This is a genomic window from Pseudomonas sp. SJZ074 (genome assembly GCF_007828215.1).
Taxonomy (GTDB): domain Bacteria; phylum Pseudomonadota; class Gammaproteobacteria; order Pseudomonadales; family Pseudomonadaceae; genus Aquipseudomonas.
The window spans coordinates 83,467-100,296 of record NZ_VIUE01000004.1; the positions used below are offsets into that span (position 1 = coordinate 83,467).

15 protein-coding genes and 1 pseudogene are annotated in these 16,830 nt (G+C 61.8%); 8 read left to right on the plus strand and 8 right to left on the minus strand.

Annotated features, from left to right (window positions below):
* Positions 1-14: 14 nt before the first annotated feature.
* Positions 15-1,337, minus strand: a complete 1,323-nt coding sequence (locus FBX99_RS06685) for an FAD-binding oxidoreductase (RefSeq protein WP_144926005.1) — start codon at positions 1,335-1,337, stop codon at positions 15-17.
* Positions 1,338-1,532: 195 nt separating this feature from the next.
* The gene (locus FBX99_RS06690) at positions 1,533-2,114 is read right to left on the minus strand and encodes an aspartate/glutamate racemase family protein (protein WP_218570866.1); all 582 of its coding nucleotides are present in this window, start codon (positions 2,112-2,114) and stop codon (positions 1,533-1,535) included.
* A 541-nt stretch (positions 2,115-2,655) separates the two neighbouring features.
* Between FBX99_RS06690 and FBX99_RS06695 the strand changes: the two genes are divergently transcribed.
* Complete coding sequence (locus tag FBX99_RS06695; RefSeq protein ID WP_144925999.1) at positions 2,656-3,924, plus strand: MFS transporter; 1,269 nt, start codon at positions 2,656-2,658, stop codon at positions 3,922-3,924.
* Here FBX99_RS06695 and FBX99_RS06700 read toward each other — a convergent pair.
* Entirely contained in the window at positions 3,893-4,633 is a 741-nt protein-coding gene (locus tag FBX99_RS06700; RefSeq protein WP_144925996.1) for an SDR family oxidoreductase, read from the minus strand. The two genes, FBX99_RS06695 and FBX99_RS06700, sit on opposite strands and share 32 nt — an antisense overlap.
* A gap of 99 nt (positions 4,634-4,732) precedes the next feature.
* On the opposite strand from FBX99_RS06700, the gene FBX99_RS06705 reads away from it, so the two are divergent.
* The gene (locus FBX99_RS06705; protein ID WP_145131030.1) at positions 4,733-5,728 is read left to right on the plus strand and encodes a LysR family transcriptional regulator; all 996 of its coding nucleotides are present in this window, start codon (positions 4,733-4,735) and stop codon (positions 5,726-5,728) included.
* Between the two features lie 18 nt (positions 5,729-5,746).
* On the opposite strand, the gene FBX99_RS06710 is transcribed toward FBX99_RS06705, so the two are convergent.
* Complete coding sequence (locus FBX99_RS06710) at positions 5,747-6,403, minus strand: O-methyltransferase (protein WP_145131032.1); 657 nt, start codon at positions 6,401-6,403, stop codon at positions 5,747-5,749.
* A gap of 111 nt (positions 6,404-6,514) precedes the next feature.
* On the opposite strand from FBX99_RS06710, the pseudogene FBX99_RS29120 reads away from it, so the two are divergent.
* A pseudogene (locus FBX99_RS29120) lies at positions 6,515-6,631 on the plus strand (TetR/AcrR family transcriptional regulator); the annotation flags it as partial.
* A gap of 20 nt (positions 6,632-6,651) precedes the next feature.
* Here FBX99_RS29120 and glcC read toward each other — a convergent pair.
* The gene (gene glcC / locus FBX99_RS06720) at positions 6,652-7,419 is read right to left on the minus strand and encodes a transcriptional regulator GlcC (protein WP_144925990.1); all 768 of its coding nucleotides are present in this window, start codon (positions 7,417-7,419) and stop codon (positions 6,652-6,654) included.
* 234 nt (positions 7,420-7,653) lie between these two features.
* Between glcC and glcD the strand changes: the two genes are divergently transcribed.
* From glcD to FBX99_RS06745, 5 genes are all read left to right on the plus strand, one after another.
* The gene (glcD, locus tag FBX99_RS06725; protein ID WP_145131034.1) at positions 7,654-9,153 is read left to right on the plus strand and encodes a glycolate oxidase subunit GlcD; all 1,500 of its coding nucleotides are present in this window, start codon (positions 7,654-7,656) and stop codon (positions 9,151-9,153) included.
* Positions 9,153-10,214, plus strand: coding sequence for a glycolate oxidase subunit GlcE (gene glcE, locus FBX99_RS06730; protein ID WP_145131036.1), 1,062 nt, complete (start codon positions 9,153-9,155; stop codon positions 10,212-10,214). Before glcD ends, glcE begins: the two co-directional genes overlap by 1 nt.
* Positions 10,215-10,217: 3 nt before the next feature.
* Positions 10,218-11,435: a glycolate oxidase subunit GlcF gene (gene glcF, locus FBX99_RS06735; RefSeq protein WP_145131038.1), complete on the plus strand. Its 1,218-nt coding sequence runs from the start codon at positions 10,218-10,220 to the stop codon at positions 11,433-11,435.
* A gap of 240 nt (positions 11,436-11,675) precedes the next feature.
* Entirely contained in the window at positions 11,676-12,146 is a 471-nt protein-coding gene (locus FBX99_RS06740; protein WP_144925978.1) for a DoxX family protein, read from the plus strand.
* 411 nt (positions 12,147-12,557) lie between these two features.
* Entirely contained in the window at positions 12,558-12,911 is a 354-nt protein-coding gene (locus FBX99_RS06745) for a DUF6124 family protein (protein WP_144925975.1), read from the plus strand.
* Positions 12,912-13,309: 398 nt separating this feature from the next.
* Here the strand turns inward: FBX99_RS06745 and FBX99_RS06750 are convergent, their stop codons facing one another.
* From FBX99_RS06750 to fabF, 3 genes are all read right to left on the minus strand, one after another.
* The gene (locus tag FBX99_RS06750; RefSeq protein ID WP_145131040.1) at positions 13,310-14,584 is read right to left on the minus strand and encodes an OmpP1/FadL family transporter; all 1,275 of its coding nucleotides are present in this window, start codon (positions 14,582-14,584) and stop codon (positions 13,310-13,312) included.
* Positions 14,585-14,651: 67 nt separating this feature from the next.
* Positions 14,652-15,431 (minus strand): thioesterase family protein, encoded by a 780-nt coding sequence (locus tag FBX99_RS06755; protein ID WP_144925969.1) that lies wholly within the window; start codon positions 15,429-15,431, stop codon positions 14,652-14,654.
* Positions 15,432-15,513: 82 nt separating this feature from the next.
* A complete protein-coding gene (fabF, locus tag FBX99_RS06760) occupies positions 15,514-16,803 on the minus strand; it encodes a beta-ketoacyl-ACP synthase II (RefSeq protein WP_144925966.1) in 1,290 nt (429 codons plus the stop codon).
* Positions 16,804-16,830: the final 27 nt, after the last annotated feature.

The following is a 16,830-nucleotide window of genomic DNA, read 5'->3' on the forward strand; positions in this document are numbered from 1 at the left end:
GTGGCCGTCAGGGGTCAGATCGCGCCCACATTCATTTTCGAACCATCGGTCAAACGCGAGAGACGGTAGGGTTGGGGATCGACACAGGGCGTATCGTTGGCGACCAGATCAGCAGCCAGGTAACCGATCCCCGGCCCCAGACCGAACCCATGCCCGGAACAGCCCGCCGCAAGGACAAAACCTGACAGCCCGTCCACGGCAGAAATCACCGGTACGGCATCGGGGGTAAAGTCGACATACCCGCCCCAGGTCTCAGCCACTTCAATGTTCGCCAGCGCCGGGAAACGCGCCCGGACCCGCTTCAGGATCTCGGCAACAGCCTCGGGCCCGGCCTCGGGATCGAGGACACGGTTGCGCTCGAACGCCAGGGGTTTATCCGCCCCCCAACCTGCCAACCCTTCGGGACCATGGATAAAGGACTTGCCGATGCCGAACTCCATGGCGGCCAGCCGCTTGACGAACATGGGCATGAAAGCCTTCCCATGGCGCAGGCCCTGGGGCGTGACGTCAAGCCGGGCCTTGCCACTGATGGCGATCGTATAACTGCCATCCAGACGGCGGGTGAGCGCGAAATCCGGGGTGTAGAGCGCATCCCCGAGATTCGGCGCCGGGCGCGTGCGCAGCGCGGTCTGGCGCACACTCGCCTGGGGAAAGTTCAACCCGTGGCGTCGACAGAACGCCGATGCCCAGGCGCCGGCGGCACAGAGGACAGCTTGGGTGCGGATGACACCTTTTTCGGTGATCACCCCTGTCACCGCGCCATTGGTGATATCGAGGTCGTAGGCAGCGCAGTCCTGGTGGAGGGTGGCACCAAGCGCACGTGCGCCCTCGGCAATTCCCGGCGCCGCGAGCGCGGGCTCCGCCTTGCCGTCATCGACGGAATGCACGCCACCCAGCCATTGCCGACCGACAGCCGGGATCGCGGAGGTGGCCTCCCCGGGGCTCAGTATCCGCGTCTTGATGTCGAATTGACGGGCGATATCCAGCCACGCTTCCCATTCGGCGAGTTGCCTGGCGTTGTCGGTGGCGTACTTGAGACCGCAACGGCGGAAACCGAGATCGATGCCAATCTGCGCCGTGAGCTCATCCCACAGTCGCAAGGCGATTCCAGAGAGAGGCAGCTCGCGGGCATCGCGATTCTGCTGGCGGCACCAGCCCCAGTTGCGGCTCGACTGTTCGCCGCCGACATAGCCCTTCTCGACCAGGGCCACCGAGAGCCCCCGTCTCGCCAAAAAGTAAGCGGCAGTCGTGCCGATGATGCCGCCGCCAATGATCACCACATCGGCATGGGAAGGGAGCTTTTCATCGCTGGGGATGCGTTTTATCGAGGGTGACATGCCAAGAGTCTCATCTGGATGGGGTTATCAAGCCGGGCAATGCAGGCCGTTTTTCCAACAACCTGATGGTGATCATTACGCCATGCACCGCCTATAGAGCTGTCTCGTTTTCACCGTACTAAATCGCAGAAAAACTTGTTTTGGAGGCATGCGCAGCACAATCTGCCACAGCCTCCAGGTACCCTCGTTATCGCTTCATTCGGCGCAGCGCCTGGCAATTTCCGCCATCAATAACGACGGGCTCGCCAATACCGGGCATTTCAGTTCAGCGGCGAGCCTGTCGCGCAAATGCGCCAGCGATGCCTGGGCGAGCACCAGCACATCCACCTCGTCGGAAATCCCGCCAGCCGCTTCAAGGAGTATCTCGTCATGCCGCGCCCGATCGCCCGCCATCAGTGCCTGGTAGGCCTCGGGGCGCAGTACCGTCTTGATCGTGACATCGCGTCCTTGCCCTGCGGCATGGGCCTGCAATAGCGCGCTGCTCGGTTCCACCGTGCTGGTCGCCGTGCAAAGCAGGCCAATTCGCGTGCCACGGCGCACCGCTTCCGAGGCCATCGGGTCATCGATCTTCAGGATCGGCTGCGACACTATGCTGCGCGCGATGTCGACAGCCGGAGACGTCGATGAACAGGTGACGACGATCAGGTCAGGCTGCGCTTGCGCCGCCAGCACAATCTGATCAACCACGCGCTGGTAGACCTGCGGCTGCGGTACGCCACGCAACAGGTCCTGCAGCAGGCTTTCGTTAAGGATATGGAAGCAGTCGACGGCGGGCATCTCGCACGCATACGCGCCCGAAACTCCTCGACCAGAAAACCGACGGTATGGATGAAAGCGATCCGCTGGGTCATGGAATTCTCCTGCGCGCGGGCTTATTAACGGGACATGGCTTCGTGTCATCCATTACCGCATGAATCACAGGCAAAGCCGCCTCGTTTTCAAGCCATGGAATCGCAGGAAAAATTTTTTATGGGCTGTATGCAGCACAATCTGTCTGGCCTGACGGGCTTTTCGATGATGCTGCTCACTTAAGGAAGTAGGTGAGCCTGTGGCGAGGGGGGTTATCCCCTCGCCACAGTGAACCGGGCATTGACGCCCCAAAATGAAACGCTTCCGCCTGCAACCCGCACCGGCTCATCTTGTTGCACAGCACACCCCGGGAAACAGGATCAGCGGCGCTCTTCGTTGTGCAAGCTCCCTCGCATCGCAGCCCTACCCGAACCGCAGCAATTGCAACGAAACATCCATTGTTCGATGCACCTCGAAGTGAGACATCTGCCCGACGCCTATTCTCTGAACCCACACGAAGGAGATGGCGATGACGCACAACCGATTTTTTGGAAAAACCGTACTGACCTGTACCTTCATCCTGGCAATGATCGGTTGGGGAATCGGTTTCTATGGGCCGCCGATCTACATGCAAGCGGTCATGGAGCGCACGGGGTGGCCCATCGCCCAGGTGTCGACGGCGGTCACTCTGCACTTTCTCAGCGGCACGATCGTCATCGCCAACTTGCCAAGGCTCTACACACGCTTCGGCATTCCCATCATCACCCTGCTGGGCAGCATCGTCCTGGGCATCGGCGTGAACATCTGGGCCCAGGCCGACCTGCTCTGGGTGTTGTATGCCGGTGCCGTGTGCTCGGGTATCGGCTGGGTGACCTTGGGAGCGGCGGCCGTCAATACCCTGATCGCGCCGTGGTACGTCAAGGAAAGGCCCAAGGCCCTGGGCAAGGCCTACAACGGCGCCAGCATGGGTGGCGTCATCTTTTCGCCGCTGTGGGTGTGGTTGATCGAGGGTTTTGGCTTCACTACGGCGGCGCTGGTGATCAGCTTCATGGCCGTGCTAATCATCGGTACCCTCGCCCTTCTGGTCTTTAACAAGAGTCCGCAAAGCCTGGGACAGCATCCCGACGATGCCGACCAACCGGACCCCGTGACGCCCGGCTTCAACGCCACGCCATGGACCGCCGTGCAGACGCTCAAGGTGGCGAATTTCCGCACGTTGGCCAGCGGCATGTCCCTGGGGCTGTTCGCCCAGATCGGCCTGATCGCGCACCTGTACTCGATCCTGGTTGGACGCATGGGAGCCCACGACGCCTCACTCGCCATGGGCCTGGCCACCGCCAGTGCCATGGGCGGTCGCTACATCGCCGCGCGCCTGATGACCCCAGGCATGAATCGCAGGCTGCTGGCCTGCCTATGTTATGCCATCCAGATGCTCGGGACCCTGATGCTCCTCGGCCTGGACCTGCATCCGTCCGTGGCCTGGGTGGCGGTGGTGCTGATCGGCTCCGGCATCGGCAACGCTACTTCCTTGCCGCCGCTGATCGCACAGACCGAGTTCAGCCGTGAACACACCGCCAGGGTCATCGCGCTGATGGTCGCGATCAGCCAGGCCACCTACGCCTTCGCCCCTGCATCTTTCGGTCTGGTGCGCGCTGCCTTCAGCCAACCGAATCAAGCCATCGTCGCCGTCGTGGCTGTCGCCGTCGTCGTGCAGATGCTCGCCATCCTGTCTTTCTACCGAGGGTTACCCGCCCACTCCTTCAGGATCAAACCAATCGAGCACCGCCATCAACGTTGAGCACGGCACCGTTCATGAACGTGTTGGTCATCAAGAATACCGTTGCCGCACCGGCCTCCTCCGCCGTACCGATGCGACGCAGCGGCAGCGCCTGCTCCAGGGAGGCCACGTAGGCGTCACGTCCTTCGCCCAACGCCTTGCTGAAGATCGGCGTATCGATCGGGCCGGGCGACAGGGTGTTCACCCGAATCGGCGCCAACTCCAGGGCCAGGCCACGGGCCAGCGACTCCATGGCGGCCGATGCCGCCCCGATGACGGCAGTACCATGGGCATTGGGTCGATCAGCGAGCGCACCCGAGATGAAAGTGATCGATCCGGTCTTGGACAACCGGTCACCCAGGATACGGATCGCGTTGATGGACGCCCAGATTCGCTCATCGAACGCCCGGCGCAGATGATCGACATCAGCGGTCAGGATGCTTCCGGTGACGAACGTACCGGCGAGCAGCACCAGGTGATCGACCACGGGAATGTCCGCCAGCGCGGCCTCGACCGCCTCACGGCGGGTCACGTCGGCCGCGCGCCATCCATCCAGGCCGTGTTCCTTCGCCGCCTGCTCGGCACGGGCCGCATTCGAGCCGATGACCACGACCTTGGCACCGGCGGCCTTCGCCTGTATCGCGGCCGCCAGGCCGATGCCCGATGTGCCGCCGAAGACGACGACCGTACGGCCGGTGAGATTGGATGCAAGTGCTGGGGTGATGATCATGTCGAGTCTCCAGTGAACGCCGGGATGGCGAGTGATGGAGCAAGCGTAAGGCTGTGAACGCAGATTGATAATTGGGGCTGAAGTCGCTTTACTAGTGCCATGAAGGCACAAATTGGTTTAGACCGTCTTACCGGACTTATCGCATTCGCGCGCGCCGCCTCCCTGGGCAGCTATACCGCTGCGGCGCGGGCGCTCTCGGTGTCCCCTTCCGCCGTCAGCAAAAGTGTGCAGCGGCTTGAAGAGCACTTCGGGCTGATGCTGTTCACCCGCACCACGCGTTCCCTGACCCTCACCCCCGAAGGGCGGGATCTTTACGAACGGGCGTTGCGAATCCTGCGGGAAGTCGAGGAGATCGATCAGGCCGCCGTCGCCTCCCGCGCCGAGCCTGCAGGCGTCTTGAAAGTCACGGCGCCGCTGCCCATCGGCGTGAACATCCTGGCGCCGGCATTGCCCAGGTTCCGTGAGCAATACCCCAAACTGGCAATCGACCTGCGACTCGGCGACCAGTATTCCGACATCATCGAGCAAGGAATCGACGTCGCCATTCGCGTCGGAAACCTCAGTGATTCGCGCCTGGTTTCACGGCCCCTGGGGCCACATCGAATCGGCGCGTTTGCGTCGCCCCAATACCTCCAACGCAAAGGCATGCCGGCCACCGCTGAAGATCTTGCGGAACACGAGTGCGTGAACTTTCGCTACCAGAGTACCGGGCAAAGTCTGCGCTGGCCCTATCAGGCGGGCGACAAACAACTTGAGTGGAATCCCGACGCCGCATTCACCGTGGATGTCAGCGACGCGGTAGCGGCCATCATGGCGGCGGGAGGCGGCATCGGTATCACGCCGCATTACGTTGCTGCGTCCTATATCCGCCGGGGGGAACTGATTCCCGTCCTTCCCCAGTTCACCGCGGAACGCTTCTCCATCACCGCCTTGTGGCCGGAAAGCCGACGCGGCAGTCCCAACGTAAAAGCCTTCATCGCCTTTGTGCTTGAACTGTTTCCCGCCACGCCGTCCTGGGATGAGGCGGTGAATGAAGCGGCCGTGGCAAGACAGGTTCGATCGGTCGGTGGTGAACAACCCCACCGACCCCGCTAGCCCCTCGAGAGGCCTGTATCACCCCAGGCGCATCGACACTTCAATGTCATCGGCAAAAGGCACGGACAGGTAGCCATTTTGTGCCGAACGCACATAGGTCAGGTACTCAGGGCAGTAATTGGTATTGTCCGCCACCACCACAGCGCCTGGGCGCAGGTGCTTTTCAACCAGGCCCAGCACGTCGCCGTACAGCGCCTTGGCGCCGTCGAGCAGGAGCAGGTCGACCGCCTCCGGAAGGTCGCAGGCCAGGGTGACCAGTGCGTCGCCTTCGCGGATTTCCACCAGGTCGTCGACCCCGCCTTCAACGAAGTGGCGACGCGCCAAGGCAACTTTCGACGGCTCGAATTCACTGCCTATCAGCACACCGCCGCCATTGTCCCGTAGCGCCGCCGCCAGGTGCAGGGTGGACAAGCCGAACGACGTGCCGAACTCGACGATGGCCCTGGCCTTCGCGCTGCGTGCAAGCATGTACAGCAGCTTGCCGGTGTCGCGGGAGACCGGCAGCCACAAGTCCTTGAGCATGCCGTACAGTTCGAGGTATTCGGTCTTGCTGCGCATCAGGCGCTCACGTTCTTCGCCCGGCACCGTATCCAGCACCGGGCTGGTGGCTGCGCTGGCTTGGGTGTAGAGGCGCTCGATCAGGGTTGCCAGGGGTTCTGTGGTCAAGGTGGTCATGATTGCTTCCATCGATGGGAGAATGAAATGCGACTGATTCGTCGCATTTAAATGATGCGAGTGATTCGCCTCATTCGCTATTCGCGTTTTCCCACGACGCCCGAGCCAGCCATGACCCAGCGCCAGAGCGCCCGTATTTCCTCACGCAAGCAGCTGCAGCAGGCACGCTCCAGCGAGCTGGTGAAGGCTATTTTCGAGGCCGCTGTTCAGGTTCAACAGGTGCAAGGACAAATGATCCAGGTGCTGCGTCATGCCCATCCCTCAAGTCGCAACGTGGCACGCACCAGGCGTTGCTCTTCACTTTCGATTTCCCTGAGGTTGTCGCAGATGCTTTGGATATGCGCAACGGCGGCCTTGCGCGCCTGTTCGGGAAGCCGTCCGGTCACGGCGTTGTAGAGCCGTGCATGCTGGCGATCGATCTGGCGCTTCTGCGGTTCGCGGTGGTAGAGGTTGTTGACCGAGGCGAACACCGTGGTGAGCAGCAAGTCCGTCAGCGAGCGCAAGGTCTGCACCAGCACCGGATTGTGCGACGCCTCGCAGATCGCCAGGTGAAACGCATGGTCGAGCCGGGCGTGTTCGGAGGGCTCCAACGAGCGCGCTTGGGCATCGAGCAGCGCTTCGTAGCTGCGGGTGATCAGGACGAAATCGGCCTCGGTGCCGCGCAAGGCCGCCAACCGTGCGGACTCGCCTTCGAGCAGGCTGCGGACCTCGAACAGATCGTAAAGCGTGCGGGGTTGTGAGCTGAACAGGTGCATCAATGGCGAGGCGGCACTGTTGCCCGACAGGTCGGCGACGAACGAGCCCTTGCCCTGCTCCGTCTTGATGATCCCGCGGGCACGCAGCAGCTTCAGCCCCTCGCGCAGTGCGGTGCGTGAAACACCGAGCTTTTCCGTCAGCCGACGCTCCGACGGCAACAATTGGCCGGTCTTGAGGACACCGTCCACGATCAGCCGCTCGATGCGCTCGCATACCACATCGGCCACTTGCAGGTTGCGACGGTTCTGGGTGTCGTCCATTGAGCCTCCAACTGGTATGACCAGCCAAGCCGTGCGCTTCAAGCATGCTTAGCGATCAGCACAACTCATTGTTCTTAGATGAATTATTAAAAGCATCAGAAAAACGACCTGTTACAAACTGGTTCGACCACTTCAACAATGTATAGACAGTAGAACGCCCCGGACCAATGATGCAAGTCAGCTGAATGGGATACCTGACCTCACATAAAAACAACCGAGTGCCGTCAGTCGACTATGAACATTCTCTACGATGAACGCGTTGATGGTGTCCTGCCCGCCGTGGATAAAGCCACGCTGCTGCAGGCCTTGCAGGCGCGCCTGCCGGATCTCGAGATACTGCATCAGCGCGAAGAACTCATGCCCTATGAGTGCGACGGGCTTTCCGCCTATCGCACCACGCCGTTGCTGGTGGTGCTGCCCCGTCATATCAGCGAGGTTCAGGGCGTGCTGGCGCTGTGTCACGCACTGCAAGTGCCTATTGTCGCCCGAGGTGCCGGGACCGGTTTATCCGGTGGTGCGCTGCCGTTGGAAAAGGGTGTGCTGCTGGTGATGGCGCGCTTCAACAACATTTTGCACATCGACCCTGCCGCCCGTACCGCACGGGTCCAGCCCGGGGTGCGCAACCTGGCGATTTCCCAGGCAGCCGCGCCGTTTGGTTTGTACTACGCACCGGATCCGTCCTCGCAAATCGCCTGCTCCATCGGCGGTAACGTCGCGGAAAATGCCGGTGGCGTGCATTGCCTCAAATATGGCCTGACCGTGCACAACCTGCTCAAGATCGACATACTCACCGTCGAAGGCGAACACCTGACCCTGGGCAGCGACGCGCTCGATTCGCCGGGCCTGGACCTGCTGGCGCTGTTCACCGGCTCTGAAGGCATGCTCGGGGTGATCACCGAAGTCACCGTCAAGCTGCTTCCCAAACCGCAGACCGCGAAGGTGTTGCTGGCGGCGTTCGACTCGGTCGAAAAAGCCGGGCGCGCGGTGGGTGATATCATCGCTGCGGGCATCATTCCCGGCGGACTGGAGATGATGGACAACCTGGCCATCCGCGCCGCCGAAGACTTCATCCACGCCGGTTACCCGGTGGAGGCCGAAGCCATTCTGCTGTGCGAACTCGACGGTGTCGAAGCCGACGTCCACGACGACTGCAACCGCGTGCGCCAGGTGCTGGAGCAGGCGGGCGCCACCGAAGTGCGTCAGGCCCGCGATGAGGCCGAACGGGTGCGGTTCTGGGCCGGGCGCAAGAATGCGTTTCCGGCAGTGGGCCGCCTCTCGCCGGACTATTACTGCATGGACGGTACCATCCCACGCCGGGAGTTGCCCGGCGTGTTGCAGGCCATCGCCGCCTTGTCGGTCGAGTACGGCCTGCGGGTCGCCAACGTGTTCCATGCCGGTGATGGCAACATGCACCCGCTGATCCTGTTCGATGCCAACCAACCGGGCGAACTCGATCGCGCCGAAGCCCTGGGGGGCAAGATCCTCGAACTGTGCGTGAAAGTCGGCGGCAGCATCACCGGCGAACACGGCGTGGGCCGCGAAAAAATCAATCAGATGTGCGCGCAATTCAACAGCGACGAATTGACCGTGTTCCACGCCGTCAAAGCCGCCTTCGATCCGAGTGGCCTGCTCAATCCCGGCAAGAACATCCCGACGCTGCACCGCTGCGCCGAGTTTGGCGCCATGCATGTACACCTGGGGCAGTTGCCCTTCCCTGAGCTGGAGCGTTTCTGATGCACAGCACACACGATAGGGACGCCAGCGACACATTGCTCGAACAGGTCAACCAGGCCCTGAAGAATGCCACGCCACTGTGGATTCACGGTGGCAACAGCAAGGCCTTCCTGGGACGTTCGGTCACCGGCCAGCGCCTCGACACCCGCGCCCACCGAGGCATCGTCAGCTACGACCCGACGGAACTGGTGGTGACCGTGCGTTGCGGTACCCCCCTGCGGGAGCTGTCCGAGGTGCTGAGCGCCTCGCAGCAGATGCTGCCCTTCGAACCGCCCTCCTTCGGCGACGCCACCGTGGGCGGCATGATTGCCAGCGGACTCTGCGGCCCGCGCCGCCCGTGGGCCGGTTCGGTACGGGACTTCGTCCTCGGCGCGCGGGTCATCACCGGCCAGGGCAAGCGCCTGCGCTTCGGTGGCGAAGTCATGAAGAACGTTGCCGGTTACGACCTGTCGCGCCTGATGGCCGGCAGCTTCGGCACCCTTGGGGTGATCACCGACGTGTCGCTCAAAGTCCTGCCCAAACCTCGACAAGCCTTGAGCATCAGCCTGGAAATGGACAGCGAGCGCGCCTTGCTGCGCCTGGCGGAATGGGGCCAGCAGCCGCTGCCGATCAGCGCCGCCTGCCACGACGGCCAACGCCTGCACTTGCGGCTCGAGGGCGGAGAAGGCTCTGTGAGCGCGGCCCACGACCGATTGGGCGGCGAGTTGCTGGACGCCTCGTATTGGGAGGATCTCAACGAACATCACTTGAGTTTCTTCGACGAGAACCTGCCGCTGTGGCGCCTGTCCGTACCGCACAACACACCGTGGCTGCCCTTGCCCGGCAGGCAACTGATCGACTGGGGCGGTGCCCAGCGCTGGCTCAAGTCCGGTGCCGAAGCGGCCTTCATTCGCCGGGTCGTCGAAGGCGTCGGCGGCCATGTGACCTGTTACAGCCATGGCCTGATCGACAGTCCATTCCAACCGCTGCCTGAGGCGCTGATGCGTTATCACCGGAACCTGAAGCAACGGCTCGATCCCCAGGGCATCTTCAACCCCGGTCGCCTCTACGCGGAGCTTTGAACCATGCAGACCACCTTGAGTGAAGAGGCCCGCCAACTGCCCCGCGCCGAAGAAGCCGAAAGCATCCTGCGCACCTGCGTGCACTGCGGTTTCTGCAATGCCACCTGCCCGACCTACCAGTTGCTCGGCGATGAACTGGATGGCCCACGAGGGCGTATCTACCTGATCAAGCAAGTGCTCGAAGGCAACCCGGCCACGGCGAAGACCCAGCAGCACCTGGATCGGTGTCTGTCGTGCCGCAACTGTGAAACCACCTGCCCTTCCGGGGTCGACTACCACAACTTGCTGGACATTGGCCGCGCCGTGGTCGATGCGGCGGTCGAACGACCTCTCGGCCAGCGCCTGTTGCGCGAGGGGTTGCGGGCGGTCGTGCCCAACCCGCGCATATTCAAGGGAGTGGTCGGTGGTGGCCGGGTGTTTCGTCCATGGCTGCCCGACACCCTGCGCGGCAAGGTGCCTCGCCACGTGCCTGCGGCCAAACCACGCCCGGTGAACCGCCATGCCCGGCAAGTGCTCATGCTCGAAGGCTGCGTGCAACCGAGCCTGTCACCCAATACCAACGCGGCCGCCGCCCGGGTCCTGGATCGATTGGGGATCAGCGTGACACCCGTAGCCGAAGCCGGCTGCTGCGGCGCCGTGGACTATCACCTGGACGCCCAGGCCGTGGGCCTGGATCGTGCCCGTCGCAACATCGATGCGTGGTGGCCGGGCATCGAAAACGGTGCCGAAGCCATCGTGCAAACCGCCAGCGGTTGCGGCGCGTTCATCAAGGATTACGGGCACTTGCTGGGCAGCGACCCGGCCTATGCGGAAAAGGCAAAAAAGGTCAGCGCCCTGGCCAAGGACCTGGTTGAAGTGCTGCGCGAAGAACCGCTGGAAAAACTGAGCATCCACGGCGACCAGCGCCTGGCCTTCCACTGCCCCTGCACCTTGCAGCACGCGCAGAAACTGGGCGGCGCCGTTGAGGCGGTGCTGACGCAGCTGGGCTTCAACCTCACGCCGGTACCCGACGGCCACCTGTGCTGCGGTTCGGCGGGCACCTATTCGATCACCCAACCCGAACTATCCCGACAACTGCGCGACAACAAACTCAACGCCCTGGAAAGCGGCCGCCCCGACGTGATTGTCACCGCCAATATCGGTTGCCAGTCCCATCTCGACAGTGCGGGCCGGACCCCGGTCCGGCACTGGATCGAGTGGGTCGAAGCTGCACTGCCTTAGCCGCCCCCTGGACTGTCGCCACCGAAAAGCCCGCACATCGCCCCCCGGCCGGCGCGAATCCAAATGACACGGGATTGTTCGTCTTCATTGAATTCACATGGCAACTTCCCAGGATTTATCTCTTCGCCTCCATCAAGAAAAATGCCCTCCAGACCCGCCGAGGTACAGCGTGTCCTCGGGGGCCGGAGCACGTAACCGACACCCCGGCCCACGTCATCAGCCACCGCGCAAGGACTCCCCATGCCACTCGAAAATCCGTCGCCGTTACGCTCCGCCCTGAGCACACGAGCCCCCCATCTCGAACCTTATCTGTACGCCTTGCTGCGAACCGTCTTCGCTGTCGTGCTGTTGACCCACGGACTGCCCAAGGCGCTTCGCACCGGCCACGGCTCGATGGCCGATCCCATGGCCGCGTCGATCAACCTTATCCAGAACGTGATGGGACTGCCTTTTGCTGCACAACTGGCTTTTCTGGTCATGCTGCTGGAAACGGCTGGCGCCCTCCTGTTGGCGATAGGCCTCGCCACCCGGTTGGTCGCCCTGCTGATCGCCCTTCAAATGCTTGCCATCAGCTATGCGCTGGGACCGACATGGCCCTGGATAGACCGGGGCATCGAGTTTCCGGTGTTGATGGGGGTTCTGGCGCTCTACATCGTGGCGCGCGGCGGCGGAGCGTATTCGGTGGATGCGCGCCTGGGACGGTACCTGTAATCACCCACGCAGGTGTCAGCCTGCGCCTTCCCCTAAGCCCCCCTTATCCGGCGGTTCGAGTCCTCTAGCCATACACTTCCGTAACACCGAGCCCTAGTCCCGAGGCTACGTCGCCTTGCGCCTTTGCCTACAACTAAGCCAGAATCCGCCCGCTTGTGTGCCCCGGGCCGTACCGGTAGCTTGGCTTCCGTCACTGCTCATCAGTGATCGGGTTTAGCGACCCGAACCGTAGGCACATAAGCACCCATGCTTCATTGCGGGATCTAACTGCAATTACGTTATGGCGGCTGTATGCAGGAGACCTTCGGGTCTACCGGGTGCCTATGTCCGGTTCGCTAACCTGTATGCAGTCGCCACCATTCTGTTTAGCGACAGGTCTTGGCGGCTCCCATTCCCCATAGGAGCGTCATCATGTTCAAAGTAACTCCCAACCCTCCGCAAACGGACCCCAGCTCCAACGGCCTCGACCCAAAAAAAGTCCAAGAAGCCACCGATCGGGCGCTGGATTTCTATCTGAACCCGAAAGAAACCAACGCCAAAACCGACCCACCCCCGAGCCAGCTCTTCACTGTCATCGACGGCATCGACACTGAAAGTCTGCTCGCCAACCTAAGCGAAAACCTGGCCTCGGCCAACGCCATGATCAACGACCTGGCGTTCGACCTTGAAGGGTCACGGCGGCATGTTGCGCTGGGTATTCAGCAAGTCATCGAGTTGAGCGAACTGTTGGCAAATCGGGCGTTGGATAACGTCGATCCGCGCTAGGCTGTGTACGAAATGGTTTGAAACGCAGGTTAGGCAAGGCAAAAACCGGCGAGGAAGCGGAGTTGACTGGTTGTCAATGAGCATTCCGAGCCGGTTTTTAACGCCGCATAACCAAGTTTCAAGCCATTTCGTACATAGCCTAGCATCCAGCCTGTAACGTAAGGCCGAGTCGGACCTCGTAACTCTCCTGTCTACAGAGCCGCCGACTCACACCAGCGCGAACGAGGTCGCCTGTGCATGTTCTTCAAACACTGCGCAGGCAACCCATGACCGACTATCTTCACGGTGTGCGGGTCGTCGAACTCAACGACGACCCGGCGCGGCTCGAAGGCTGCAAACGTAAACGCCGCACCTTCGAAACCCTGCTCCATTCGCAGAGGCGCTCCACCCTTCGCGATTCAGAACTTATAAGTAATGGAAGTACCAAAACCACTGGCACTGTTCTTGTATTTAGAGCTGTAGGCGCCTCTGCTGGCTGAAGCGTCGTTGACCTTCACACTTTCTTCCCACAGGTAGGAGTAAGCGAGGTCGACGGTGACATTGTCCACGGGCGTCCACCCGGCTCCCAAACTGACCACTGTGCGGTCACCTGTTGGAATCCGTGGCGAACGGTTGGTGTTGTTGGTGGGAGACTGATCCACCGAAAAGCCGGTGCGCAGCACCCATTGCTTATTGAGCTGGTACGCAGCGCCAATCGCGTGCGCCCAGGTGTCGTGCCAGTTCTCCTCTTCAGTGACACTGCTCAATGTGCCGCTCAGCGCCGGAGGCAATCCGCTGTTTTCGATGGTGATGTCTTTGAAGCGACTCCAACGTGTCCAGGTGCTGCCCAGGTACAGGGTCCAATCGTCGTTGAGTTGATGGGTCACCGAAAAGTCCACGGACTCGGGCGTGTCCACGTCCAGCGAAGCATCGTAACTTTCGCCGCTGACTCCCAGCAGGGAAAAGACGCCTCCGGTGACTTTGGTCTTGGCATTATCCAAGTGATAGCTGACCTTGGAATGGTAGGTCATACCCACCCGGGTGCTGTCCGTGGCCTGCACCAGGATCCCGGCGTTGAAGCCCAGGGCGGTGTCGTCGCCCTTGCTTGTGAGTTTGCCGTCATTGGTACCGGGACTGAAGGGGTTGAGGACCATTGCCGACAACTCACCACTGATGCGGTTGATCGTCGGGCCGAAACCTATGGAAACCCTGTCATTGAAGGCGTAGCTGACCGTCGGTTGAAAGGTCAGCGTCTTGACCTCGCTTTTGTTCGTGAAGTAACGACCGGCGAACCCGCTGCCGTAATCCGTTATCAGACCGAACGGCGCATAGAAGCCGACACCGAACGCCCAATGCTCATCGATAGGTTTGACGTAGTAACCCATGGGCACCGTGACCACAGGAACCATGTCGCCGTCTTGCTCGCCGCCGAACGTACTGCGCGTCTGGCTGATGTCTGATTTGGCGAAAAGCGTTGCAGCACCCACGCTGACTTGCTCTCTCTTCAAGCGAGACATGCCCGCCGGGTTACCGAAAACGGTGCTCGCGTCATCGGCGGAAGAGGAACGACCGGCAAAACCGGTGCCCATCCCAATGATGCTTTGTTCATTGAGCGCAAAGCCGCTGGCGAACAGTTGCGAAGAGGCCAGTGCGACAGCAAGGCCAAGTGGAGTCTTGAGGATCATTTTTTTCATTATTGGATCTCTAGGGTGATCGCAGATAGGTGTTGCAGGGAAAACAGTGGCTCCAGCTCTTTTGGCTTCAAGCAAAAATCGCCACGGTCTGGCGTGCCCAAAGCACGCGCAGACCGCTTTCATCCCAGATCTCCATATCCTGGACGGAATAGCCCTCTTGGGTTTGTTGGCTGAACGAGTTGATCAGGAACCATTCACCGACCATGGCCGGTTGCGGCAGGTCGATGGTCCAGGACACCGAACTGATGGCGGCCGGCGTGGTAAAGCAGGTCATGGCCGCGGGGGGCAAACTGTCGGCCAGTGCGATCAAAGCAACGGCCGGGTCAATATCCCGGGCGTCCAGGTGACGCACCCACATCAGCAGTTCGGGATTTTCGGCCCCCGACATCGGCAGCGACCCGCCTGCCGGGCGCATCTCGAAGTTGTAGGCGCAGGCGGGTGCAACCCGCCTGTCCAGCTCCAGCGTCTGGTGCTCGGAGGGCCCTCCCACGGACGGACACTCCCATGAGTCGTGCCGGATCCGACTGGCCCGCGGATGAGCGAACAACAAGGTCGTGCGTAGCGCCAGTTCCTCCCCGGACATGCAATCAACCGCCACCGAGGTGACTGATCGGCCCTCGCGCAAGACGCTGGTGTTGAACGTCTGCGCCTTGGTCACCGGGCCGATGAAGGACACTTGGGCGGACTTGAACGGCGGTAGCTGTCCACCATTCACCAAGCGCACCGCCTGCAGCGACAGCGCCGCGGAAAGCCCGCCGAATACTGTCCGGCCTTGTAGCCAATTGGCGGGCGCCTCGAAAGGCCTGTCAGGGTCGAACTGATTAACCAGCTGGGAAAATGAAGTCATGGTCTTTTCCTCTACGGGAAACTGAATATTTCAGAATCGATACTCGCGACGAAAACCTGCGCAGACATTCCCCTCGCGATCACTACGCCGCCTCCCAGCGACGAAACAGAACGCTGGCATTGACGCCGCCAAAGCCAAATCCATTCGAGAGCGCATAAGTGATGGTTGCCTTGCGTGCCGCCAGGCCCACCAAATCGAGACCGTCAGCAGCCTCATCGGGATTGAGGAGATTCAACGTTGGGGGGATAACCTGATCCCGCAAAGCCAGCACCGTGAAGAGCGCCTCGATGCCCCCCGCCGCGCCCAGCAAATGCCCCGTGGCCGACTTGGTCGAGCTGATCGCCACGCCTGAGTGACCGCCGAACACGGATCTGATTGCCGCCAGTTCGCCCTTGTCACCGACCTGCGTCGAGGTCGCATGGGCGTTGATGTGTTGTACGTCGCCAGTACTGACACCCGCCTGGCGCAATGCTTGCTCCATGGCGCGCCGGGCCCCGTTCCCATCCTCCGGCCCTGCGGTCAGGTGATAGGCATCCGCGCTGGTGCCATACCCCACCAGTTCCGCCAGCGGCGTCGCGCCACGGGCGAGTGCATGCTCCAGCGATTCGATCACCAATAACCCTGCGCCTTCGGCCATGACAAACCCGTCGCGCTCGCGATCGAACGGACGGGACGCCTCCTGCGGCCGGTCAGCGAACCCGGTGGACAGCGCGCGTGCGGCAGCGAAGCAACCGAGCGTCACCCGATCGATCGCCGCTTCGGTGCCGCCGCAAATGGCGATATCGGCTTCCCCGCTTCTGATCAGTCGCGCCGCATCGCCAATCGCTTGTACGCCGGCGGCACAGGCCGTCACCGGTGCACCGAGCGGCCCCTTGAAACCGTTCTGGATAGAGACATGACCCGCAGCCATGTTGGCGAGAAATGCCGGTGCGGTGAACGGAGATAATCTACGCGGCCCACGGGCATCAGTGGTCCGTACGGCTTCAGCAATCGCACCGAAACCGCCGACGCCGGAAGCAATAATGGTTGCGGTCCGCTGTTGTTGCGCTTCATCCGTGGGATGCCAGCCTGCCTGCGCCAACGCTTCATGGGCGGCCATGAGCGCGAACTCGATGAAGCGGTCCATCTTCTTGCGTTCTTTAGGCGCAATGATGCGCTCGGGCGCGTAACCGGCGACGGGATCTTCTTCCAGGGTCGGCACTTGCCCCGCCACTGCGACGCCAGTGCCCTCAGCAATTTCGTCCGGCAGGCTGCGGATACCCGAACGGCCTTCCAGCAATCTGCGCCAGACTTCTTCCATGCCACATCCCAGGGGGCCGACAATACCGCCGCCTGTGACTACGATTCGCTTTTGATCATTGGAATTCATCATGAGAACCTCTTGATTCTGAGTCGACGT